Source organism: Pseudomonas sp. 10-1B, assembly GCF_000935045.1.
Classification (GTDB): domain Bacteria; phylum Pseudomonadota; class Gammaproteobacteria; order Pseudomonadales; family Pseudomonadaceae; genus Aquipseudomonas.
In genome coordinates, this window is record NZ_JYKS01000015.1 from 174,766 (window position 1) to 198,452 (window position 23,687).

The following is a 23,687-nucleotide window of genomic DNA, read 5'->3' on the forward strand; positions in this document are numbered from 1 at the left end:
GCGCAGGTAGGGTTTCTCGATTCCCGTGGCGGCTATTGAAAACAAGCCACCTACATAGGAATTCGAGCAGTGCATCTTCCCCTTCGCAGTCGCCCCCTACGCCTGTCATTGCTTGCCAGCAGCCTGCTCATCGCAGTGTCGGCCCACGGCCAGGAAAAGGTGAACGTGGATCTACCTGCCGCCCCGCTGGGTGAGGCCATCAACGCCCTCGCCCAGCAATCTTCGGTACAGATCATCTTTGCCGGCAACCTCGGTGCCGGCCAGGAAACACCTGCGGTAAAGGGCCGCTTCACGCCACAGGAAGCCCTGCAAAAGCTACTCAAAGACAGCGGCCTGCAAGCACGGGCCAAGGATGAACGCACATTCATCATCGTCCCGTCCAACCAAGCCCAGAGGGCCCCCACGCCCACTCCCGAAACCCCAGCCGCGCCCGTGGAAATGGCACAGATGGAAATCACCGCCTCACGCACCAGCAGCAGCCTGGTCTCCGCGACGCGGCAGTCCACCCTTATCGAACATGAACAACTGCAAGAGCTGCGCCAGGGGTCGGAGAGCTTGGCCACGGTACTGGCCAAGGCGATTCCGGGCATGTCCGATTCCAGCCGCACCGTCACCGAGTACGGGCAAACCCTGCGTGGGCGCAGCCTGTTGGTCATGGTCGACGGGGTGCCGCTGAATACCAACCGTGACTCCTCGCGCAACCTGGCCAATATCGATCCGGCACTGATCGAACGGGTCGAAGTCATCCGTGGCAGCAGCGCCATCTACGGCAGCGGCGCCACGGGGGGCATCATCGCCATCACCACACGACCTGCCGGGGGCGAAAAGCGTGCCGAAACCAGCCTGAGTGCCACCTCACCGCTTACCCGCCTGGGCAGCGATGGCCTGGGTGGCCAGTTCCAGCAGTATTTCGCAGGCTCCCAGGGAGCGGTGGACTACTCGTTCGACTTCGGTACCCGCCACATCGGCGCCTCGTCTGATGCGCACGGCGACCGGATCGCCCCAGAACCCAGCCAGGGCGACCTGTTCGATTCGAACATCTACAACATAGGTGGAAAGCTCGGGCTGCACATCGACGAGAACCAGCGTGTCCAACTCGCGGTCAGCCACTACGATGCACGCCAGGACACCGACTACGCCACGGACCCAGGCGTCGCCAGACTCCCTGCGGGCTCAGTGCCGGCCAACGCGATCAAGGGCCTGGATCTCGACGAGCAGAACCGCATTCGCAACACATTGGTGAACCTGGAGTACGAAAACCTCGACATTCTCGGAAGCCGGCTTTCTGCCCAAATGTATTACCGAGACTACTTCACCCGCTTCACGCCGTTCGATGCCCGCGCCGTTGCCACGCGTGGCGGCAACGTGGACCAGATCATGCAAAACAGCGAAGTGTTCGGCGGCCGCCTGACCGTGCGCACGCCGCTGGGCGGCAGCGGCAACACCGAATTGGTGTGGGGTGGCGACTATAACCAGGAACGCAGCGACATGCCGATCGATGTGTTCGACCCGGCAGCGTACGACACCAGTGGCGGCCTGGTCTTCGACAAGACCGGTAAACTCACCTATATGCCACCGCTCAAAACCCGTAGCGCAGGTGCGTTCGCCCAGCTACAGCATCGCTTCGATGAGCATTGGTCGGTCGACGGCGGCCTGCGTTACGAATACTCCACCGCCGAATACGATGACTTCGTTCCGTTGTCCGAATCCAGGGCGGCCTCCCCCGTGGCGGTGAAGGGAGGAGAGATCCATTACGACGCGGTGCTGTCGAACCTTGGCATTGTCTATTCGCCAGTGCTCGGCCAGGAAATCTACGCTTCCTTCAGCCAAGGGTTCCAATTACCCGACGTGGGCATTCAGCTGCGAAATGCGCGCCGTGGCTTCGACCTCGGTGCCTCGGACCTGGAGCCGGTCAAAACCAACAATTATGAGCTTGGCTGGCGAGGCGAGCTGGGTAGCAACACGCTGAGCACCCTGGCGCTGTTCTACACCACCTCCAAACTGGGCGACGTGCAAAGTTTCAATAATGGCCTGATCCTCACGCGAACCAAGGAACGTATCTACGGTGCTGAAGCCAGTGCCGACTGGCTTTCGGACGATGCGGTGTGGGGCGCGGGTGGTAGTGCGACCTGGATGCGCGGACGAGAAAAGCCGGACGACAAAGGCTGGCAAGACATGACAGGCTATCGCGTCCCGCCCCTGAAGCTGTCCGCGTATATTCAGTACAAGCCGACGCTGGATTGGAGCAACCGCCTGCAAGCGACGTTCTTTGACTCCAAGGATTATCGACTCGATGGCGTCGACAGCTTTGGCCGCCACAAGGTAAGTACCTATACCACGGTAGACCTGATCAGCCAGTACCAGGTCTCCCCTGACGACAAGCTGAGCGTCGGCATCCAGAACCTGTTCAACCGCGACTACTACCCGCTTTACAGCCAATTGCTGCGCAATAACAACAACACCAGCCACCTGCCAGCACCGGGCACTGTGCTGACTGTCAGTTATACGCACAACTGGTGAAGTGCTGGACAGCCCCTGAAACCTGGCTGAACCTGCCAACTAAAAATCAACGCCCGGTGAACCCCACCGGGCGTTTTTCATTTTATGCCAGTGAATACGCGCTGCACGGGAAAGCATTGGGCGAGCAGTGATGCCGTGGTTGGTGTCATTCCAGATCCAGTTCAGGTGACATCAGCTCAGTTTTTATGACGGCCATGCGGCCTGTCGGATAACGGCGCATGAACTCGTCGCCTTCTGCGGTGATCGTCAGGCCGATAAGTTTAGAACAAGTACTTCACCGACAGCATCAGGTTGCGCGGGTCACCATACACGCTGCTCGGTACTGCCACCGTGTTGCTGAAGGAGTTGTAATAGGACTTGTCGAACGCGTTATGCAGGTTCAACTGTGCGTCGATGTGCTTGGTCGGCTTGAAACCGACCATGAAATCGACCAAGGCATAGCCCTCCTGCTCGATGATGTACGTCTTCGCGGCGTTGGTGTTGTAGATGCGGTTCTGGGCATACAGCGAGCTGCCCACGCGCCACTTGTTCCATTGCCCTGGCAGATGGTAGGTGGTGCTCATCTTGAACTGGTGACGCGGGATGTCGGTGTCGAACAGTCGTCCTTCGTTGGCCGCAGTGCTGTCCTTGACGTATTTCGCCTCGGTGAAGGTATACCCCGCCCCCAATTCCCAGTTGGGGGTCAACTGGCCTTGGATTTCCAGCTCGATGCCCTTGCTACGGACCTTGCCCGCCGCTTCATAACAGGCGGTGGTCGGATAGGTCGGGCACCGGTCCAGATCGGTCACGGACTTGGCGCGGTTTTCCTGGTCGATCTGGAAGATCGCCGCCGAGGCGTTCAAGGCGCCATCGAAGTACTCACCTTTTATGCCCAGTTCATAGTTCTTGCCGGTGATGGGCGCGATGATCCCGCCACTGGCATCGACGTAACTCTGTGGCTTGAAGATATCGGTGTAGCTCACGTACACCGAATGATGAGCGTCCAGGTCATAGATCAGTCCAGCGTACTTGGTCACGTGGCGAGTGACCTTCAGGTGCGACTCAGTGTTCCGGTAAGGGTTCGTGGTGTCGTTTTCGTACCAATCCAGGCGGCTGCCCACGATCAGTTTCAAGGGGTCGGCCAGGCTCAGGCGGGTGGCCGCGTAGGCGCTGTTCAGCTTGGCGTTGGTGTTCTGCCAGCCGTACTTGGTCTGGCTGGGCACCTTCGGCGTGACGCCCGAGTCCCAGTTGTAGATATCGATGTTGCCCTTGAGCAGGATGTTGTTCGGCACATCGCCATTGAGTACTACGCGACGATGACTGGCGCCGAGCACCAGTTCATGTTCGCGGCCTGCGAAGTTGAATGGACCGCTGGCATAGGCATCGAAACTGTTCTGGCTTTCGCGGTAGTGGCCGGCGCCAACGAACTGGTTGTAGATCCCGGTGGCAGGGACGGCGACCAGGTAAGTGCCAAGCATGTCCAGGTCTGCCCAGGTCTTGGTCGCGGCGAAGTTGAGTTTCCAGCCGTTATCCAGCACGTGTTCCAGGGCTGCATAGCTGGTGGTGGTGACTTTGTTCCAGTATTCCCAGTCGTTGCTCAGGGTGGTGGAGCGAGAAAGCCCCAGATCTTCGCCGTTAAAGCCCGTGGGCAAGCCGGTCCAGCCGTTGCCGTTGTAGTTGTCTTGCTGGCGCGAAGCACTCAAGGTCAGGGTGGTGCTGTCGTTGAGGTCGGCCTCGAGGATGCCATAGAACAGGTTGCGTTCGTTTTCGAGGTCGTCGCGGAAGCTGTTCTCGTTGCGGTAGGCAGCGACCATGCGGCCACGCAGGCTACCGGTATCGTTAAGCGGGCCGGAGATGTCTGTCTGAGCGCGGTAGCGGTCCCAACTGCCGGCGCTGCCTTCGATACTGGCCTGGAACTCGCGGGTCGGCCGCTTGCGAATCAGGTTGAGCGCGGCCGATGGGTTGCCAGCCCCTTGCGTCAGGCCGGTGGCGCCGCGCACCACTTCGACACGGTCGTACATAGCCATATCGGCCGACAGCAGGTCCTGGGACACCTGCGAGCTGTCCAGGCTAGTGGGCAGGCCGTCGTACATGATGTTGTCCAGGGCGAAACCGCGGGCGTAGTACGAAGAGCGGTTCGGCCCGGTGCGGCGCAGGGTCAGGCCGGGCGTGTTCTGTACCACATCGTTGATGTCGTCTATGCCCTGGTCATCGAGACGCTGGCGTGTCATCACCGTGACCGACTGCGGCGTCTCGCGCAGGGACAACGGTAGCTTGGTGGCTGTCTGCGCCGACCCCGTGGTGTAGGAACCGGTCCCTTCCGTAGCTCCCCCCAGCCCATTGGCATTGACGTTGGTCGCATCCAATTGCAGCGCGGAATCAGCACCGACTTTTTTCGTCAATAGATAGTTGTCGCCAGATTTCAGTACTTCGAGCCCTGTTCCCTGGAGCAGCACGGCAAAACCTTGTTCCACACTGTAGCGCCCCTGCAAGCCTGACGTCTGGCTGCCATCGGTCAACGCGGTCTCGAACGACAGCACGACCCCGGCGGCGCGTGCGAACTGGTTCAATGCAGCGCCCAGAGGGCCGGGGGCAATATGGTAGGTGTGAGACGGTTGTTCGGCATGCGCCTGGCTGGCGCTAACGACAAGCGGCTGGATAAACCCTGCTTGGACTACTACTGCAACCCCGAGCACTAAACTGGGCATTGATCGTTTTTGGGGGTTAGCGGCTTGGGTGGGACGTTGCATGACTACTCCTTCAAGTGCCATTGGCAGGCGGTTTGAAGAGAGAGCACGGACGAGTTGCGAAAACCGACAATGACAATGTAATTATTTTTGGGCGGCCTACGAAAAACGAACCCAAAAACGGGTGCGCGTCTCCATTTTCAGCTTCAGCGCCTGGGCGATGACCAGCAAGGTCCGATCCATATCGTCCAGCGGGAAGACACCGGAAACCCTTACCCCTGCCACCGCCTCAGTGCACCGAATGAAGCCGGGTCGATAACGCTCCAGCTCCCGCAAGGTGCGGTCAAGTCGCCACCCGTCTACCACCAAGCGGCCTTGGCTCCATTCACTTTGGCTGATGTCGGCAGGCTGTGGCGCGCCCAGCGGCCCGTCATCGAAGTCCATCCCCAGGCCGGCGTCGACGATGATCGGGCCGGTGAAGCTCGCGTTCCGTACAGCCACGGCGTGTTCCAGCACTGTCAGCCGGGTGTGCTGCGCAAACAGGCGGACATTGAAGCGGGTGCCCAAGGCGCGCATCTCCCCATGCGGGCTGCGTACCAGCAGAGGACGCGAGTCGGCTGCGGTTTCGACCAGGATTTCGCCGGCGTGCAACACAATCAGGCGTTGCTGGGTGTCGTAGCGGATGTCTACGGCGGTAGCCGTATTGAGAGACAGCCGGGTGCCGTCCGCCAGGGTCAGATTGCGACGTTCGCCTACGCGAGTGCTAAGGTCGGCAAACCACTCGTTTGACTGCAGATATGCGCCACCGATCAGGGGCGCCGTGCACAGGCCAAGCAGCATCCCCTTGAGGATTGCGCGTCGCCCCATGATGCTCGGGTCACTACTCAATGTTTGCCGGGCCAGCGCCCCGGGCACGTCACTCAAACTGACCTGTAACCGTTCAACCCTCGCCCATGCCCACTGATGCAGCGGGTCGAGCCGAAGCCAGTCCTGTTGTTGCCTTCGTGTCTCCAGACACTCCGGCGCGGCACCTAGCCTGGCATACCATTGAGCTGCCGCACGCAGTGCCAGATGGCGATCCGACAAACTCACGCTTCAGAATCCAGTTCGAAGAACAGGCAGTGCTCGGTAGCCTTTGCCATGTATTTGGTCACGGAGCTGACTGATACGTGAAGGCGTGCCGCCACTTCGGCGTAGCTCAGGCCGTCGAGCTGAACGTAGAAGAACGCCTGCCGTACCTTGCTCCCCAGGCCGTCGAGCATCGCATCCAGTTGCATCAGCGTCTCCAGGATGATCAGGCGGTGCTCCGGGGAGCACGCCTGTATTTCCGGCTCATTGGCCAAGTACTCTTGATACTCTTGCTCAAGCTGGTGACGTCGCAACTGATCGATCATCAGTCGCTTGGCAACCGTCGCGAGATAGCTACGCGGCTCTCGTGGTACACGGATCATCGCGCTGCTGATCAAACGTACGAAGGTATCCTGGGTGATGTCGGCTGCACGTTCCCTATCGCCCAGCCGCCTGCGCACCCAGCCCAGCAACCACTGGCTGTGATCACGGTAGAGGCCATGCATGTCATCGCCAAGCGAAGCTGGCGGCAGCGATACATCAGACATCCATGGACTCCTCGATATGGCTCAATGCGGATAAGAATTGATATCGATTGTAACCACCAATGAAAAAATGCGGAAGAACTCGGCAACACGGTAATTTTCTATCGCCCCGGGGTCGACTCAGGCCCTGAAGAGCTTTGAACTCCCGGCATCCGACCTAGTGCCCTGTCGCGGGCGCCTGCTTTCAGTGGGCGCCGGTGAGCTTCTCCAACAGCATCGCGGTGCGTGAAGGTTTATTGGTGTAACGCTCCTCGATATCGCTGAGCGAGGCTGCGGCCAGGCCGCTGTTGATTCCGAACCAGCGCAGCGGTTCAGGCTCCCAGGACGGCGAGCAGTGGTTGACCACTGGCAACGTGTTGATGTCTTCATCACGCTCAAGGATGAGGTTGCACAGAATGCGCCCCGCAAGGTTGCTGGTAGCCACGCCGTCCCCGACGTAGTTGCCGGCCCAGGCCATGCGGTTGTTGCGATCGATGCTTACAGTTGGGCACCAGTCGCGAGAAACGCCCAGCGCACCGCCCCAGCGATGCGTGACAGTGGCATCGCGAAGGGCCGGGAAGAATTCGAGCATAGTGTCGTAAATCTTGCTGTGAATGCTGTCCACGAGGTCGGCCTGGTCAGGCATCACCGAGCCCCACTTGTAAGGCGCACCACGGCCGCCAAACACCAGACGCCCTTCTGCGGTGACTTGGCCGTACACGCGAAGATGGCGCATGTCGTTGAAGGCCATGCGGTGGTCCAAGTTGAGACTGGCCAGCAAATCACGAGACAAGGGCTCAGTGGCAAGCACGAGTGAGTACAGTGGAATGACAAATCGTGACTTACCCGGCTGCTGCGAGGTAAATGCTTCGGTAGCACGGACGGTCATCTCGGCGCGTACCGAACCACGCTCGGTATGAACCACTCCTGGAGCCATCTGGGTAACAGCCGATTGCTCATAGATCTTTGCACCCATGCTCTCAACAAGCCGCGCGAGTCCGCGCACCAGCTTGCCTGGATGGATCAGTGCACAGTGCTCTGTGTAGAGTCCACCGAGGGTGCCTTGGGCGCCGGTTTTAGCGCGCGCCTCGGAGCTTTCCAGCACACGCCACTGATCAGGCAAACCAAACTGTGCTGAGGACTCAACTGCGGCACGCGCCCTTGCCATCTGCGGACCACTGCGAGCCAGCGAGAGGAAGCCTTGCTTAGCGTAATCCGCCTCGATGCCTTCAAGTGCCAATATTCGCCCAATCTCGTCGACTGTCTCGTTCATCGCTGCCTGCAATTGCAGTGCTGCATGGCGCGAGTACAGCTGCTCAACGCGGTGCAACGAGATAGGGAAAATAGCCGAGGCCCAACCACCGTTGCGGCCCGATGCGCCGAATCCGACCTCGCGCTTCTCCAGCAATACAATGCGCAACGACGGATCGCTCTTCAACAGATAGTAGGCAGTCCACAGCCCTGTATACCCAGCCCCAACAATGACGACGTCTGCCTGGGTCATCCCGTCGAGACGCGCACGCGGCTCGCTCGGCGCGAACCACAGGGGCTTGTTTGGTAAATGAGACAAATCGAATTTCGCTGACATGCTGTTGGTTTCCGAATGACTGCCCGGCAACCCGGGTGGTGTGAGATGACTTGACTGAACGGTGGGCAAGCACAGGCCGCTTATGGCCATCACGCCGAAACGATTTGGAAAAACAGCGTGGTTTTATCGATGGAATGCGCGCTGTGCGCGCAATTGGCCCAGAGGTTGAATCGACTGCTACAGGGTGCGAGTCAGTCCTCATGATCGGGTGCCGACCAGTGCGTTGTAAGCCAGAGCGTATGCGGCCTGAAGACCTTTTTACATCGCAAAATTCCAAGGATCTGTGCCTCGAATTTGTACGTATGTATGATCCGCACACAACGAGACATAGGGTAAAGTGGCTCCCGATACCGCTTACCCCCGGAAATACGGCACTACAACCGCTCAGCCCCACACGAAAAAATTTGCAGATTTTTCTTTGTTGACGACGAATCTTTAGTTATTTTTCGTACCTAGATAATCGCTGACTGGCTGGCCAGGAGAAAAAATGCAAGGCGAAAACGAGATTGGCGGCTTCCCGAGTGAAAGCGATGCCTTAACGGACCGCGTTACGCTAGGTAAAGAAATTCGCAAATTGCGAAAAGCACGCTCCAAAACGCTCGCCGATATCGCAGCCGCAACCGGTCGCTCCATCAATTTCATCAGCCAGCTCGAACGAGGCCGTGCGGAAGCCCCAATCTCAGACCTCAAGCGCATCGCCTTGACGTTGGGCGTACCGTTGACATGGTTCTTCGTATCGGATGCTCAACCGGCCCACGAGATAAACCGTGTAGTCAGAAAGGGCGGACGCCGCCATTTGGGCTCCGTTGCGAGTGGACTTTCTGAGGAGCTGCTTTCTCCCAGCATCGGCGGAAAATTCGACATGTTCCTCAGCACCGTCAGACCAGGTGCATCGCATGGCCCCGTCAAGGCTAAGAACACTGAAGAAGAAGGCTACGTGGTGGCCGGTCAATTGGATATGTGGATCGACAACAACCATATCTGCCTGAATCCAGGAGACAGCTTCCGCATCGCAAATGAGCCTTACCGCTGGGAAAACAAAGGCGATGTAGATGTAGTGGTCATCTGGGTGATTGCACCACCATCGGCTTGACGCCCGAAAGCAGCACTCATGCTCATAGCCTCAAATCATGCACATAATGAATTGTCGCGTGCGAGGGATTAACAGCTCGTCCGATTCTACGCGCGGATTGAATGGGTCGGTGAAACCACGAGCAGTTAAATCTCGCAGTTAGCCGACCCATGCCTCTGGCGGGAACCTTGGACCCCGCCTCCCCTTTGCAATCCACCGCCTCTACGACAGTTGCTCGGTCGCGTACCATCTGTGACGCAGCCAGCACCTCCGCCCCGACTCAATGGGTCCGCTTCAAATAGGCGCTACATCAGTCTTTGAAATCAGTACCCACCGTCACGTCCTCCCAGGCAGCCATCTCCTTCATCAAGACTGCGAGTTTTCCGCGAGCGCGCTGCAATGCGTCACTGCCCAAGAGCAGGTGCAATGGTGGGTTGGCGGAGTGAGCTGTATTCACAATGGCCTGCGCAGCCAGTTTTGGGTCACCAAGCTGGTGATGGTTCAATTCCGACATGGCCGCAAGCGCTGCGGTGACGGCGGGCGAATAGTCGACCTCGGCACTGCTCTTACGAACAGACTTTTCAGCAAGAAAATCTGTACGGAATTGACCTGGGGCCACCGCGGTTACACGAATGCCCAACGACTCAACCTCTTGAGCAAGCGAGGCGGAGAATCCTTCAAGCGCGAATTTAGTAGCGGCATAGATGGCCGCCCCCACACCAGGAGCACGTCCAGCGATGGAAGTGATATTCATGATGTGCCCACGACCTTGCGCACGGAGATAAGGCAGTGCAGTGCGCACGATACGAATCGGAGTGAAGACATTGACATCGAATAGGCGCTGGACATCCTCATCCGAGGAGGCCTCTACCGCCCCGAGCAGGCCGAAGCCAGCGTTATTTACGATAACGTCAATTCCCCCAAAGACTTTGAAGGCTTCATGAACCGCAGAGACAACGCCTTGCTCGTCGCTCATGTCCACCTTGAGCAAGACCAGATTTTCGCCGGCCCCGTCCAGCTCGGGCGCCTCTGATCTAACTGTACCCACTACCCTGTCACCTTTTGCCAAAGCAGCTTGCGCTATAGCCAACCCCAATCCGCGGGACACGCCAGTGATGAACCAGTTCTTCATATCAATACTCCTTTTCTCCGTCAGAACAATGCCAGCCCCAGAAGGAAACTCAACTAGGATCGCGTGACCCTCTCAGTAGAAATGCGCACCGCCAAAAAGCGTATCGATGTCTTCGAGCCACCTCCTTGCCAACGAGTCAAGCAATCGAGCGAGCCCGCTCCCCTCAATGGGAATGCGTACTCAGTCCAACAGACGCTCAACGTTTTGTGCAGCCAGTTCGATCTCGCCTCGGGCGAGCAGAGAATTTCCGGAAGCCGTTACGAATCCGTCCCCAGCAGCGAACAGGCTGCGAGTAATGAGGCGAATGAGATGTAGAAAGGTGCGTCCGTGACCCAGCCATTCCTGGGCTCGTGATCCCGAGGAGCGACTGGCAACCCCCGCCCGAGGATGGACTGAGTGAGTGGAGAGCTTTTGCTTAGGGCTCATAGATTCGGCTCCAATTTTTATTTTTATTTCATTGGGTTAAGCCATCTGCCCTGCCTCGCGCACTGGGCGCAGAGGGGGCTGTGATCCGAAGCAAGCGGCTGCCTGCCTATGAGCCATAGATTACCCCATAGAAAAAAATACGTGCAATTTTTAATTGAACGGTGATAATTTGCTAATGGATTAATCTGAGCGGGTAATTTACGATGGCAACCAACAATGACCATGCGATGCAGCTTGGTGAGGTTAGCCTTCCTATAGAAGGTGTTGGCAGCGATAGCTCGATCGAACGCGCAGCACTAGGCGCGGAGATCCGCCGACTGCGCAAAGCGCGCTCCAAGACATTGACAGAACTTGCGCTCGCGACCGGACGCTCGATCAGCTTCATCAGTCAGCTGGAACGAGGCCGTACCGAAATTTCGATTTCGGACATGAAACGGGTCGCACATGCACTCAGTGTCCCGCTCGGTTGGTTTTTCGTGTCGACTAACCAGCCAGCCGTCGAAGTCGGAAGGGTCGTGCGGGCAGATGGTCGCCGCCGACTGGGCTCCGTCACCGACGGTCTTACTGAAGAGCTGCTCTCGCCACACATCGGCGGAAAATTCGAGATGTTTCTTAGTACGTTTGGCCCCGGTGCGACTCTTGAGCACCCGACAATCAGGCATACGGAAGAAGAGGGTTATTTGATCTCCGGAGAGCTGGATATCTGGATAGACAACAACCACTTCCAGCTCACCGCTGGGGATAGTTTTCGAATCGTGGATGAGCCGTTTCGTTGGGAGAACCGAAGTGAAGCGGACGCGATAGTCAGCTGGGTAATCGCTCCTCCAACTTACTGAGAGCTTATAGAAGCACAGCAGACAATAGATGGGCACCTGGACATCCAGGTGCGATTCAGACTTCGGTCTGATGCATACAAGAAAAACAATAGCAGCGCTTCTGATAATCCTGAGAAGAGCGCTGGTGGGTGAACTCACACATAAAAACTATGGGCGGCGACTGTTTTTAAACATAGCAACGTCCTGATTTTTGCCTACTGACAAACGAGCCCCGGCTCGAATGACATCGACAAAAGCGGCTTCCTTGTTATCGGGAGATACTAAATTGGCTTCAGGCATTTTCAACAAACGCTTCGACGTGGCACCACCACAAACGGAGCCCACCGATTCCGGATGGTATTTGGCATCCGGCCCCGAGTTGCCGCTGAATCCTCTCAAAGGCGACGTTACCTGCGACTGCCTGGTTATTGGTGCTGGCTGGATGGGCCTGCATGCAGCCCGACGCTACGCTGAAATCAACCAGAACGCTAAGGTTCTGCTGGTAGATGCCGGTCGAATCGGTAACAACGCCTCAGGTCGCTGCATGGGCTTTGCCATCGACTTGGCCCACAACCCGCGCAAGCAAGACTTCGTAGAAGACGTACAAGGCAACCGCGAAGAGTTTTTGGTCAACGTTGAAGGTAACGAATACCTCAAGTCCGCCGTCGACATGGGTGTCGAGTGTGACTGGGATCCACAGGGCAAATACCACAGCGCCGCTACTCCGGAAGGCGTCAAGGACCTGGAGCACTTCTCCAAGGCCCTGGACAAAATGGGCCAGAAATACCGCTGGGTAGAGAAAGGCGAAGTACAGGAACTGACGGGCAGCAAGCACTACATCCGTGCCCTCCACCACCCCGGCACCATCCTGCTGCAACCAGCCAAGTACCTGAAGAACGCCACCAAGCTGCTGCCAAAAAACGTTCAGGTTCACGAAAACACTGTCGTGAAATCTGCGCAGTTCGGTAAACCGCTGCACGTCTTCGAGACCACCAATGGTGTGATTCGGACGAAGAAGGTCATCATCTGTGCGTCCGGCTACCTGACCAATTTCGGCTTCTACCAGAACAGCGCCATTCCGGTTTACACGTTTGCCAGCATGACCCGGCAGCTGACCGAAAAGGAAATTGCACAAGCCGGCACCGGTTCATACGGCCTGATTCCGGCCAACAGCTTTGGCACTACCGTACGCCGCACCAATGACAACCGGCTGTTCTTCCGCAACGTGTACTCGTATGCGAAGAAATTCAAGACCACCAACCAGGACGTCATGGACGCAAAAGTCCATCAACAGATCTCGTTTGATCGTCGCTTCCCCCACCTGTCCTCGATGGGCTTTGAAGCTAGCTGGGGGGGACTCCTCACCCTCGCTCAGAACGGCGGCATGGTCTGGGGCGAGCTGGCAGAAAACGTCTACGGTGCTGCCTTCTGCAACGGTACCGGTGTCTCCCGCGGCACTGCGTTTGGTAAAGCAATCGCGGAACTGGCGAGTGGTATGAATTCGCCGGCGATCGAAATTCTGAAACGTCGCACTCCTCCGAGCCGCGCCTATCCAGAAATCATCACGTCCTTCGGCGTCAATTTCGTCACGGGTCGTCGATTCAAAAAAGCTGGTCAAGAAGTCTGATAAAACAACTAGGAGAACCGCTGTGGCAAATCTGACTGGAGTTAACCTCGCAATGCAAACGCCGTTTGATGCAAACGGCGCAGTAGACTATGCAGCGTGGGAAGAACTGATCGAGCAATACATCGACGCAGGTGTACATGGTCTGGTACTGGGCGCAGGCACCGGCCAACACCCCTACCTGACCGAAGCTGAATGCAACAAGCTGTACGAAATCGGCATCAAACGCATCAATGGTCGTTGCAACGTCATCTGCCAAAGCTCGGCCTTGAATGTCGATGAAGTCGTGCGTCGCTCGAAGCACGCTGAAGCCCATGGCGCTGACGCGCTGATGATCCTGCCGCCTTATTTCGAAGGTCCTTCCGATGATGACGGCCTGTTCGAGTTCTACAAGGAAATCGACGCAGCAATCGGCATCGACATCGTCGGCTACAACATCCCTCAAGCGACCCAGCTCTCGGTGTCGGTGGAGTTGCTGGCCCGTCTTAGCGAGCTGAAAAACTTCAATTACATCAAAGACAGCGGCGGTGACTTCACCACTCACCAGCAATACCTGCAAACCCCGACCGCTGTACTCAATGGCTGCGACACCATCGCCCTCTATGCCTTCTTGGCCGGTGCTAAAGGTGCAATCTGGGGTGCCGCCAACTACATGCCTCATGAGTCGGTGAAACTGTTCAACCTGGTGCAAGAGAAGAACTACACCGAGGCATTCGCCTTGTGGGAGCGCATGTTGCCATCCCAGCTGCTGATCTGGAAAAACCGCTATCTGCCACTGGTGGTACATGCAGCTCACCAACGCGGTTACGGCACCGGCAACCTGCGTAAGCCAATCCGTCCACTGTCCGCCGCTGAGCGCAGCGCGATGGATGCAGCGATCGCTCCTCTGCTCAACGTTTGAGTACAGGCTATCCCTAATTAGAAGTATCGAAGCAGTAGTCAGGAGAGCGCCATGCGTGTCGTCTACAGATTGTTTGCGATGATAGTTCTTGCCTGCTTGGCCGCGGTTAGCCAGGCAGAAGAGAAGACCAGCCTCAAAGTGGGAACGATGAGCTGGGAAGACCTTACGCCAATCACTGCAATCGGGAAAAGATTCCTCGAAAGCGAAAAGTATTCGGTCGAGGTAACTAAGTTCTCGGAATGGGGTATTGCCTACAGCGCGTTGGCCCGCGGCGATGTCGATATATTGGTATCTCAGATCAACTACGTAGCATCGGATTACTGGCAGAAAAACAAGCAACGGCTTGAAAAGGTTTCTGTGGTATCCCATGGCTTGCGTCAGGGGATCGTCGTGCCGACATCAATGCCAATCAATTCGATTGAAGAGCTGAACTCGGTCAAGGACCAGGTCGGCGAGAAGATCATTGGCATCGAACCCGGCTCGGGCCTAATGCGTGAACTCAACACTGCCGTCAAGGACTATGGCCTTCAGTATAAGGTCATCGATGGTAGTACTGCGGCGATGGCAGCACAGGTGCAATCGAGTCTGGAGCGGAAACAGCCAATCGTGGCCGTACTATGGACCCCGTCCTGGATGTCGATGAAATACGACATGAAGTTCCTCGACGACCCGAAACATGTTTTCGCACCTTCACAGACTTATTATTGGATCGCAAAGAAGGGGTTCTCAGCAGAGAATCCGCATCTTCGTGAAGTATTAGCGAGCATGTACGTACCCATCGAGACTATCAATGCCATCAATGGCGCGGTCAAAGACGGCGCTACTGAAGAGCAGGCAATTGACCAGTGGTGGAAAGATAACAGCGACATCACCGGACGATGGGCGCAGATGTCTTCTAAGTAACAGCCCGCCGGCCTCGGCTCAATAGAGGCCGGCAACTCTTCATCAAAGTTTCCGGACAGGCGAAAGAATATAATGAACAAGAATAGCCCTGCATCGTCTACTGTGGTCGAGTGTCGTGACGTATGGAAGATATTTGGCAACCAGAGCCCGGCAGCCATTGATGCTGCCAAGAGCTTGGTGCATAGCAAGGACGAACTGCTGGAAAAATTCGGTTCGGTTGTCGCCGTCGCTGGTGCAACGTTTAAGGTTCATGAAGGCGAGACTTTCTGCATTATCGGCCTTTCGGGCAGTGGCAAATCCACCCTCATTCGCCATTTTAATCGATTGATCGACCCTACCTGCGGCGAAGTTCTGGTGCACGGCAAAGATATCTGCAAGATGTCGCCTACCGAACTGCGCGGTCTACGGTCCAACAAGATCGGTATGGTCTTCCAACATGTGGCCCTCCTCCCCTACAGGACGGTAATCCAGAATGTGATGCTCCCGTTGGAGGTCCAAGGTGTCTCTAAACAAGAGGCGCTTCAGAAGAGCCAAGCGTCCCTGGACAAAGTCGGATTGGGTAACTGGGCCAATCGTTTCCCCCAGGAGCTATCCGGCGGTATGCAACAACGTGTAGGTATCGCCCGCGCTTTGGCGGCGGATCCGGACGTTTTGCTGATGGATGAGCCCTTCAGCGCGCTCGATCCACTGATCCGTAAACAGCTTCAGGTCGAGTTCAAGAAGCTGTCCACTGATTTACGCAAGACCACCATTTTCATTACTCATGACATCGACGAGGCGATCAGGATCGGGGATCGCATTGCAATCATGAAAGAAGGCCGCCTCATCCAAGTTGGCACTCCCGAAGAAGTCGTGCTCAACCCCGCAGATGCCTATGTCGCCAGTTTTATGGAGGGCATTTCTCGACTGAAGCTGCTGCGGGCGCGCTCGATGCTCAAGCGGCTTGATCAGCAACCTACGTTGGAGTTTGGCGGACGCGCGCTCGACGCGCTGGTCAGCGTCAACATTGATGCAGATTTGGAAACGCTGATCGACATCTCCCTCGGCGAAGCTGAAGAAGTCGTAGCGATCAAAGACGGGAGCCAAATCGTCGGCACTGTCAGCCGCGAGACGCTCCTAAAAGCCGTGCGGGGCCTAGATCTGGCTTGATGTTCAGCGAACGATAGAGCGCCTTATTCCGGAGTTATCGAAGAATGACAATTACAGAAAATTTCGATTTCCTCGTTGAAGACATGCTCGCTTGGCTTACCGATAACGCCGGCGTTTTCTTCAACACGATCAGCAGTGCAATGAATGCTGTATTCAACCTCATAAACGCCCTTCTGTTCTGGGCACCTTGGTGGGCTATTTGCTTGGTCGTCGCGCTGGCAGGCTGGCGTACTGTAGGCAAAGGATTTGCCGTTCTCTGCGTGCTCGGTCTGTGGTTATGCCAACAGATGGGACTGTGGAATGAAACCATGGCCACCCTCACCCTAGTGTTTACCTCAACACTGATAGCCCTGCTCCTGGCGATACCTGTCGGTGTCCTGGTGGGGCTTTCAGCCAAATGGAAACACGGTGCTGAATTGGTCATGGACTTCTTCCAGACCATGCCGCCCTACATCTTCCTCCTGCCCGGTATCGCACTGCTCGGTTATGGGCCAGCCACTGCGATTTGGGCGACCTGCCTTGTGGCAATTCCACCCGCACTGAGGCTGACAGCTCACGGAGTATTCACCACCCCCGTGCAGTTCTGCGAGCTGGGTGCAGCTGTCGGCATGACCACCTCCAACCAGGTGATGAAGATCCGGGTACCGTTTGCCGTGCCATCGATCTTGGCCGGCATCAACCAGAGCCTGATGCTGAGCTTCGGCATGGTGGTGATTGCTGGCATCGCCGGTTCCGGCGGGTTAGGTCAAGCCATTTATGAAGCCGTACGCACCTTGAAAATCGATGAAGCCGTAAACGCAGGCATTGCCATCGTAGTGCTGACCATCATCCTCGATCGTATCTCTCAAGCGCTGTGCAAGCCAGAAAAGGAGAACAACCATGGCCACGCCTAACATCTCGCCAGGTTCAGCCGTTTCCCCTTTTCTGACGTACCTGAACAACAACTTCCATGATTTCTTCAATGCCACGTCGGGCTTCTTCGACAATCTCATTGGAGGGATAGCGGCGCTGTTATCCATGGCACCTGCGCCTTACGTAATCGTCGCATTGGCCGGTGTTTGCACGCTGGTGGCGGGCTGGCGAACTGGGTTGCTGTGCCTGTTAGGTTTGTGGCTATGCGTGAGCATGGACATGTGGGAGCCGGCTGTCCAAACGCTGGCATTGATCACAATCGCTGTGGCGTTCTCGCTCTCGATTGGCATGGTGATCGGCGTATTTCTGTCCAGAAGCGAAAAACTGATCGCCGCAGCCCGCCCCGTCCTGGACGTGATGCAGACAATGCCGCCATGGGTTTACTTGGTACCCGCTGTTGTCTTATTCGGACTGGGAGCGGTACCTGCACTTCTGGCGACCATCATCTTCGGCATCCCTCCGATGATCCGCCTGACCATTTTGGCGATGAACCAGATCCCGCATAACCGTATAGAACTGGGTATCGCTGTAGGTGCGAAGCCGAAAGAAATCTTCTGGAAGATCGAGCTGCCATCAGCCCTGCCAACCCTGCTGATCGGAGTAAACCAGTGCGTCCTGCTCTCGCTCGGCATGGTCGTACTCGCTGGCCTGGTAGGTGCTGGCGGCCTCGGCTCTGAGGTAACTCGCGGGTTGACCCGCATGGAGTTTGGTCTGGGCATTCGCGCCAGTCTGGCAATTGTAATCCTTGCTCTGATCCTTGATCGGGTGTGCAGGGGCAGCATTCCCGCCAAGTACCTGAATCGCTGATTCAGCACTGCTGCGGGCCGTTTGTGGCAACACTGATAAAAACTGGAGAGACCATGCGTACACAGCTCTATATCGATGGTAAGTGGGCAGAACCCGTTGATGGCGGCAGCATTGAGGTGATCAACCCTGCCACTGAAGAAGCATTCGCCACGCTGGCTATCGGCAATGAGAAGGATGCTGATCTTGCTGTCAAAGCTGCCCGTCGCGCCTTCGACAAAGACGGCTGGCCTCAAACCACAGGCAAGCAGCGTGCGGTCTATTTGCGTCGAATCGCGACACTGATTCGCGAGCGCCTCGAAGATATCGCGAAGCTGGAGGTGCTCGACAACGGCAAACCTCTGCCGGAAGCTCGCTGGGATATCGGTGATGCAGCAGGCTGCTTCGATTATTACGCGGATCTGGCTGAGCAGCTGGATGACAGTAACAACCAAGAACTCGCCGTCTCGGATGACCGCTTCCGTTGCAAGGTTCGTCGTGAACCTCTGGGCGTAGTCGGTGCAATCATTCCATGGAACTATCCACTGCTGATGTCCGCGTGGAAAGTAGCCCCTGCCCTTGCAGCCGGCTGCACCGTGGTACTGAAGCCCGCCGAAATCACATCGCTGACAGCGGTCGAGCTGGCTGCGATCGCCCAACAGGCTGAGCTGCCGGCCGGCGTTCTGAACATCGTGACCGGCTCTGGCTCTCGCGCAGGTCAAGCCATCATTACCCACCCGCAAGTGGACAAGCTCGCGTTCACCGGATCTGGTCGTATTGGCTCGCACATCATGGCCGAAGCCGCCAAGGACATTAAGCGCGTCAGCCTTGAGCTGGGCGGCAAAAGCCCGATGGTTATCTTTGAAGATGCAGACATCGAAGCCGCAGTCGAGTGGATCATGTTTGGCATCTTCTGGAACCAGGGCCAGGTCTGCTCCGCGACTTCCCGCGTTCTGGTTCAACGCCCAATCTACGACAAACTGCTGGAGCGTCTGGCCGCGGAGACTCGCAAGATCACCATCGGAAACGGTATGGACGAAGGCGTCCTGCTGGGCCCACTGGTATCTCGCGCTCAGCACGAAACTGTGCAAGCTGCTGTCGAGCGTGCACGTGAAGAAGGTGCCACTGTGCTAGTCGGCGGTGGACGTCCAGCATCGTTCGACAAAGGTTACTACTTCGAGCCGACTGTCATCACTGACATGAGCCTGGATAGCACTGTTTGGAACGAAGAAATCTTCGGTCCCGTGGTGTGCGTTCGTCCTTTCGACACTGAAGAAGAAGCGGTCGAGGTTGCCAATGACAGCCGCTTCGGCTTGGCGGCCGCAGTGATGACGAAAGATCAGCCTCGTGCTGATCGCGTCTCGAACGCACTACGGGCGGGGATTGTTTGGGTCAACTGTTCCCAACCTACCTTCACTGAGGCTCCCTGGGGTGGTTACAAACAATCTGGCCTCGGCCGAGAACTTGGCAAATGGGGCTTGGAAAACTACCTCGAAATCAAACAAGTGACCTCGTTCGTATCCTCGGATCCGTGGGGCTGGTACATCAAGTAATGCTTGCTCAGCCAGCTGAGCGATAGACCGATTTACGCGTTGTAATGAGTACGTGCAGTCCGCTGCACGCACTCAAGGAGAAAGAGTTTTGACTAAGACACTGGTCATCGTCGCACACCCCGATCTCGAAAACTCGCGGATCAATGCTGCGTGGATCGACGCCCTATCGGGCTTACCAGGGGTCACGGTACACGACCTCTACGAGAAATATCCCAGCCGTGTTTTCGATGTTGAGTTTGAGCAAGGCTTGGTCGACGAGCATGACCGCATCGTTTTGCAATTTCCTTTCCAATGGTACAGCTGCCCTCCACTTCTGAAACAGTGGTTGGATGAAGTGTTCACGAGTGGCTGGGCGTACGGGCCAAACGGCCATGCACTGGAAGGGAGAACACTTGCTATCGCGGTATCGACTTGGTCTCGCGAAGCTGACTACCAACGGGACAGCCGATACGGCCGTAGCATCGAAGACTTGACCAGTCCCTTCGAGGTGACGGCTCTCAGAGTGGGCATGCGCTACCAACCGGGTTTCTTCCTGCATAGCAGCGGAGACTATAGCGATTCGGAACTATCTGAAAATGCCCGCCAGTATCAGCAATTCATCCTGGAACCGTACTGAATTCACATAATTTCGCAACCCACCTGGCGACCTCCTGCCTATTGGTAGGAGGCCCTATTTTAATTTTGGCGAGCCGTGCGTGCCGCATGCATCTTCAAATTTAGCGTGCTCAGGGAGTAGTAATCAAAAATCGGTAATCATCAAAGTAATTTCATTTCGCTCCCTGAATTCTAGATCGTCAGTTCTAGATCCGTTCATGCGGACTGCTGGTCATTCACTAATATTGATAAAAACAGGTGTACCATGTCCAACAACATATCCATTGAGGATATTTCGCCCAATCGATTTCATCGACTTCTGACCCTGCGCTCCAGCGGTGGCTCTTTCGTTGATGGATACGTACTCAGCATCATTGGCATCGCATTGCCTTCGATCGTTCCGGCCCTAATGCTTTCCGGGCTTTGGGAAGGATTGATTGCTGTCTCCGCATTGATGGGCATATTTTTCGGCGGTTTTCTCGGGGGTACCCTGACGGATCGCTTCGGCCGAAAAATGATTTACTTCATTGGCCCCATTCTTTTCACCGTGTGCTCAGTACTCCAGCTTTGGGTTGAATCCGGGGTAATGCTGTTCATTCTCCGGTTCTTCATCGGTATCGGAGTCGGTATTGAGTACCCCGTAGCAACAGCATTTCTTGTCGAGTTCCTACCCAAGAAGCAGCGCGGGCCATGCCTGGCTGGCTTGACTATCTTCTTCTTCGCTGGAGCGGCTGCCGCTTACATTTCGGGCCAGCTCTTCATCGAAATGGGTGGGCCAGAGGCGTGGCGATTCGCTCTGGCGAGCACAGCAATCTTTAGCTTCGGCCTGCTGCTGCTTCGCCTGGGAACGCCAGAGTCACCTCGTTGGCTGCTGAGCAAGGGCCGTCGTGACGAAGCCACTGCGGTAATCAAGAAAGTATTCGGCAATAACTTCAGCCTGAAGAATCTGCCAGAGCAACCGAAGCCTCGTAAGCTAGCCTTCCGAGACCTGGTCTGCTCCGGATACGGCAAACGTACCTTCTTCGTTTGCATGTTCTGGACCTGTGCCGTGATCCCGGTCTTTGCCGTCTATGCGTTTGCACCCAAAGTCTTGGAGGCTCTCCACTTGACTGGCAAGTGGGCCAGCTACGGCTCGATCGTCGTCACTATGATGTTCGTTGTCGGATGTGCACTCGCGTCTTGGCTGGTCAACGTCATGGGTAGGCGCAGTCTGTTGCTCAACAGTCTCCTGTGGTCGGGGATGGCACTGCTGCTGCTCGGCTGCTTCTCCGAAGCATCCTCCTGGCTAATCATTACCTTGTTTGGTGCCTATGCAGTGCTGGTAGGTGGCGCGCAGGTATTGCAATTCGTCTATCCCAATGAAATCTTCCCGACCGAGATACGCGCGGCGGCAGTGGGCCTGGGAACATCGGTTTCCCGTATTGGTGCAATCATCGGCACCTATCTGGTTCCGATCTCGATCACTACATACGGCATCGGTTACACGATGTATTTCGCCGCCGGTATCACATTCGCGGGCTTGATTGTGTCGTGGTTCTTGGCGCCCGAAACCCGCGGCATCGACTTGAGCGCAGCGTCCTCTTTGGAGAACGCTCAGCCGCTGGCCAAAAAAGGGAGTGGTAAATCCCCCGCTCGGCAAATGATCTGAATCCGCACGCTGGTAGCCCAGTCCAGGACTACCAGTGAAAAGTCAGTCAGCAAAGATAAAGACGCTGCAATTGCAATGGCGGGTGCCAGGTTTGTGAACTCATCACTGCCCGCCAAAGTCTAAAATACAGGTTGAATCTCGCTCTTTCCGCAGTAGGTAAATGGCCTGCCTAAACAGCATGACGCTCAAGATCGCCGCCATGAAAGCGGCGAGCGCAACTTTATTTAACATCCTGCTGCACTGTCTCTGTACCGTTCTGCGATCATGTACCGATGCTGAGCTGCCCCAAATTTCAGACCACTTGAAACGAGAGATCTCATGCTGACGGTGCACGACCTGATTGCCATCGATCCGTTGAAACTCCAGGTATTGGCCGGTTTGGCAGGTACCAGCAGAATCATTACATGGGCACACACTGTGGACCTGCCCGACCCCTGGCGCTGGGTGTCACCGGGGGACTTGGTCATGACCACGGGGGTGGGAATGCCGATTGGCGATTCAGCACAGGTCGAGTGGCTTGAGAAGCTGGCGCAGAGTAATGCAAGCGCTGTGGTCATCGCCCCTCGCGAGGATGCTCCGGCGTTGTCGCCGGGATTGCTGGAAGCGGCCGAGCGCCTGTTGTTCCCGCTGCTGCATGCCAGTTTCGAACTGGAATTCGTCAAGCTCTCGCACTATGTGATCGAAAGCGTACTACAAGCGCAACGCGAGCGTTTCAATGCCAGTGAGCGGTTGTTCCAGACCTATGCGCAAGCGTTGCGGATGGCACCTGACATGCCTGGGCGGCTATCGATTCTGGCCAAGAACCTTGGCGGCCACCTGGCAATTGAAGACGCTGTCACTGGTATCAGAATCGTTGAAAGCCAACCCAGCGGGGATCAGGCCCTGGTGAACATCGAGCGCATTCCGATTGCCGGCAGGACACAGGCCAACCTGATCATCAGCCGGCGCCCTCACGTGTCGATGGACGATTCGATTCTGCTGCGCTCACTGGTCGGCCTTCTGGGTGTGGAGCTGGAGCGGCAGATGATTCACCGAGACCAGCAGCGTGAAGAAGGCGCTGCACTGCTGCGCAGTCTGCTCGACAGTGAAGTCGAGCCGGCACTTACCCGGCCCATGCTGGAGCGCCGCGGCCTCAAGGGCACCCTCATCGCCCTGGCAATCCGACCAGGTAGTGGCAGCGTGCGCACCCCTGATGACATCCATCATGCACCGGCATTGCACGTGGCCACCCCGTTACTGCTGGCAGAACGCAATTTGCTGCTGGCCATCGGCTGCGACGATTCAGCCCTGTTCCAAGCGTTGCTGGAGGGCTTGGGCCAAGGTACGCAGATTGGCATCAGTGGGCCTATCACCACGGCAAGCGGCTATAGGGAGGCCGCCCGGCAGTCACGCCTGGCGCTGACTCAGGCGGCAGAGCTGGCCGTGCCGACGTTGCGCTACGGTGAAGCCGAAACCGGCTTGATCATGGCACCCAAATCCTTGCCCGAGGCGCGGGCCCTGGTGGCGCGCTACCTGGGGCCACTCATCGAACATGACCGGTTACAGGGCGCAACATTGCTGCACACGCTGACCACTTTTCTGAAAAACGACGGCAACTGGAAAGCCAGTGCATTGGACCTGGGCATCCATCGCCAAACCCTTGTGTATCGCATAAAGCTCGTAGAGCAACTGACCGGTTTCAACCCAACGACTACCCAGGGCATTGCGCGTTTCTGGATCGCCATTCAGGCGGCAATCAATTCTGACCTGCTGGGACTTGGCTGATGGTTGAAAGCAAACGGCCCCGCTGCGTGGGCGGGGCCGCTGAAA

18 protein-coding genes are annotated in these 23,687 nt (G+C 56.8%); 13 read left to right on the forward strand and 5 right to left on the reverse strand.

Going from position 1 to position 23,687, the window contains the following annotated elements; all coding sequences use genetic code 11:
• Positions 1-69: 69 nt before the first annotated feature.
• Positions 70-2,520 carry a TonB-dependent siderophore receptor gene (locus TZ03_RS10905; protein ID WP_051097613.1) on the forward strand — a complete coding sequence of 817 codons (2,451 nt, stop codon included), beginning with the start codon at positions 70-72 and terminating at the stop codon, positions 2,518-2,520.
• A gap of 260 nt (positions 2,521-2,780) precedes the next feature.
• On the opposite strand, the gene TZ03_RS10910 is transcribed toward TZ03_RS10905, so the two are convergent.
• The 4 genes from TZ03_RS10910 to TZ03_RS10925 form a co-directional block, all read right to left on the reverse strand.
• The gene (locus TZ03_RS10910; RefSeq protein WP_152645415.1) at positions 2,781-5,207 is read right to left on the reverse strand and encodes a TonB-dependent receptor; all 2,427 of its coding nucleotides are present in this window, start codon (positions 5,205-5,207) and stop codon (positions 2,781-2,783) included.
• A 138-nt stretch (positions 5,208-5,345) separates the two neighbouring features.
• Positions 5,346-6,278, reverse strand: coding sequence for a FecR domain-containing protein (locus TZ03_RS10915; RefSeq protein WP_051097615.1), 933 nt, complete (start codon positions 6,276-6,278; stop codon positions 5,346-5,348).
• A complete protein-coding gene (locus TZ03_RS10920) occupies positions 6,275-6,802 on the reverse strand; it encodes a sigma-70 family RNA polymerase sigma factor (RefSeq protein WP_051097616.1) in 528 nt (175 codons plus the stop codon). The genes TZ03_RS10915 and TZ03_RS10920 overlap by 4 nt, the downstream gene beginning before the upstream one ends.
• Before the next feature lie 181 nt (positions 6,803-6,983).
• Positions 6,984-8,366, reverse strand: coding sequence for an NAD(P)/FAD-dependent oxidoreductase (locus TZ03_RS10925; protein ID WP_051097617.1), 1,383 nt, complete (start codon positions 8,364-8,366; stop codon positions 6,984-6,986).
• Positions 8,367-8,853: 487 nt separating this feature from the next.
• Here TZ03_RS10925 and TZ03_RS10930 point away from each other — a divergent pair, with 487 nt between their 5' ends.
• On the forward strand, positions 8,854-9,459 hold the full coding sequence (locus TZ03_RS10930) for a helix-turn-helix domain-containing protein (protein ID WP_053388424.1): 606 nt from the start codon (positions 8,854-8,856) through the stop codon (positions 9,457-9,459).
• 289 nt (positions 9,460-9,748) lie between these two features.
• Here TZ03_RS10930 and TZ03_RS10935 read toward each other — a convergent pair whose 3' ends face one another.
• A complete protein-coding gene (locus tag TZ03_RS10935) occupies positions 9,749-10,570 on the reverse strand; it encodes an oxidoreductase (RefSeq protein ID WP_051097618.1) in 822 nt (273 codons plus the stop codon).
• Between the two features lie 629 nt (positions 10,571-11,199).
• Here TZ03_RS10935 and TZ03_RS10945 point away from each other — a divergent pair.
• The 11 genes from TZ03_RS10945 (at position 11,200) to TZ03_RS10995 (ending at position 23,642) form a co-directional block, all read left to right on the forward strand.
• Entirely contained in the window at positions 11,200-11,832 is a 633-nt protein-coding gene (locus TZ03_RS10945) for a helix-turn-helix domain-containing protein (protein ID WP_201775719.1), read from the forward strand.
• 220 nt (positions 11,833-12,052) lie between these two features.
• Positions 12,053-13,438, forward strand: coding sequence for an NAD(P)/FAD-dependent oxidoreductase (locus tag TZ03_RS10950; RefSeq protein WP_177328454.1), 1,386 nt, complete (start codon positions 12,053-12,055; stop codon positions 13,436-13,438).
• A 22-nt stretch (positions 13,439-13,460) separates the two neighbouring features.
• The gene (locus TZ03_RS10955) at positions 13,461-14,336 is read left to right on the forward strand and encodes a dihydrodipicolinate synthase family protein (protein ID WP_053388425.1); all 876 of its coding nucleotides are present in this window, start codon (positions 13,461-13,463) and stop codon (positions 14,334-14,336) included.
• Positions 14,337-14,387: 51 nt separating this feature from the next.
• A complete protein-coding gene (locus TZ03_RS10960) occupies positions 14,388-15,239 on the forward strand; it encodes a glycine betaine ABC transporter substrate-binding protein (RefSeq protein ID WP_051097622.1) in 852 nt (283 codons plus the stop codon).
• Positions 15,240-15,311: 72 nt separating this feature from the next.
• The gene (locus TZ03_RS10965) at positions 15,312-16,388 is read left to right on the forward strand and encodes a quaternary amine ABC transporter ATP-binding protein (RefSeq protein WP_051097623.1); all 1,077 of its coding nucleotides are present in this window, start codon (positions 15,312-15,314) and stop codon (positions 16,386-16,388) included.
• A gap of 44 nt (positions 16,389-16,432) precedes the next feature.
• Complete coding sequence (locus TZ03_RS10970) at positions 16,433-17,281, forward strand: ABC transporter permease (RefSeq protein WP_051097624.1); 849 nt, start codon at positions 16,433-16,435, stop codon at positions 17,279-17,281.
• Positions 17,268-18,107, forward strand: coding sequence for an ABC transporter permease (locus TZ03_RS10975; RefSeq protein WP_051097625.1), 840 nt, complete (start codon positions 17,268-17,270; stop codon positions 18,105-18,107). The genes TZ03_RS10970 and TZ03_RS10975 overlap by 14 nt, the downstream gene beginning before the upstream one ends.
• 53 nt (positions 18,108-18,160) lie before the next feature.
• Positions 18,161-19,636, forward strand: a complete 1,476-nt coding sequence (locus tag TZ03_RS10980) for an aldehyde dehydrogenase family protein (protein ID WP_051097626.1) — start codon at positions 18,161-18,163, stop codon at positions 19,634-19,636.
• Between the two features lie 88 nt (positions 19,637-19,724).
• Positions 19,725-20,252, forward strand: coding sequence for an NAD(P)H-dependent oxidoreductase (locus TZ03_RS10985; RefSeq protein WP_051097627.1), 528 nt, complete (start codon positions 19,725-19,727; stop codon positions 20,250-20,252).
• A 243-nt stretch (positions 20,253-20,495) separates the two neighbouring features.
• Positions 20,496-21,878 (forward strand): MFS transporter, encoded by a 1,383-nt coding sequence (locus TZ03_RS10990; protein WP_051097628.1) that lies wholly within the window; start codon positions 20,496-20,498, stop codon positions 21,876-21,878.
• Between the two features lie 318 nt (positions 21,879-22,196).
• Positions 22,197-23,642: a PucR family transcriptional regulator gene (locus TZ03_RS10995; protein WP_051097629.1), complete on the forward strand. Its 1,446-nt coding sequence runs from the start codon at positions 22,197-22,199 to the stop codon at positions 23,640-23,642.
• The last annotated feature ends 45 nt before the right edge of the window (positions 23,643-23,687 follow it).

Coding starts and splice junctions, on each gene's coding strand:
- TZ03_RS10990 (WP_051097628.1), top strand. CDS start 20,496: ATGTCCAACAACATATCCATTGAGGATATTTCGCCCAATCGATTTCAT.
- TZ03_RS10910 (WP_152645415.1), bottom strand. CDS start 5,207: ATGCCCAGTTTAGTGCTCGGGGTTGCAGTAGTAGTCCAAGCAGGGTTT.
- TZ03_RS10945 (WP_201775719.1), top strand. CDS start 11,200: ATGGCAACCAACAATGACCATGCGATGCAGCTTGGTGAGGTTAGCCTT.
- TZ03_RS10935 (WP_051097618.1), bottom strand. CDS start 10,570: ATGAAGAACTGGTTCATCACTGGCGTGTCCCGCGGATTGGGGTTGGCT.
- TZ03_RS10920 (WP_051097616.1), bottom strand. CDS start 6,802: ATGTCTGATGTATCGCTGCCGCCAGCTTCGCTTGGCGATGACATGCAT.
- TZ03_RS10995 (WP_051097629.1), top strand. CDS start 22,197: ATGCTGACGGTGCACGACCTGATTGCCATCGATCCGTTGAAACTCCAG.
- TZ03_RS10960 (WP_051097622.1), top strand. CDS start 14,388: ATGCGTGTCGTCTACAGATTGTTTGCGATGATAGTTCTTGCCTGCTTG.
- TZ03_RS10970 (WP_051097624.1), top strand. CDS start 16,433: ATGACAATTACAGAAAATTTCGATTTCCTCGTTGAAGACATGCTCGCT.
- TZ03_RS10965 (WP_051097623.1), top strand. CDS start 15,312: ATGAACAAGAATAGCCCTGCATCGTCTACTGTGGTCGAGTGTCGTGAC.
- TZ03_RS10925 (WP_051097617.1), bottom strand. CDS start 8,366: ATGTCAGCGAAATTCGATTTGTCTCATTTACCAAACAAGCCCCTGTGG.
- TZ03_RS10975 (WP_051097625.1), top strand. CDS start 17,268: ATGGCCACGCCTAACATCTCGCCAGGTTCAGCCGTTTCCCCTTTTCTG.
- TZ03_RS10930 (WP_053388424.1), top strand. CDS start 8,854: ATGCAAGGCGAAAACGAGATTGGCGGCTTCCCGAGTGAAAGCGATGCC.
- TZ03_RS10950 (WP_177328454.1), top strand. CDS start 12,053: ATGACATCGACAAAAGCGGCTTCCTTGTTATCGGGAGATACTAAATTG.
- TZ03_RS10980 (WP_051097626.1), top strand. CDS start 18,161: ATGCGTACACAGCTCTATATCGATGGTAAGTGGGCAGAACCCGTTGAT.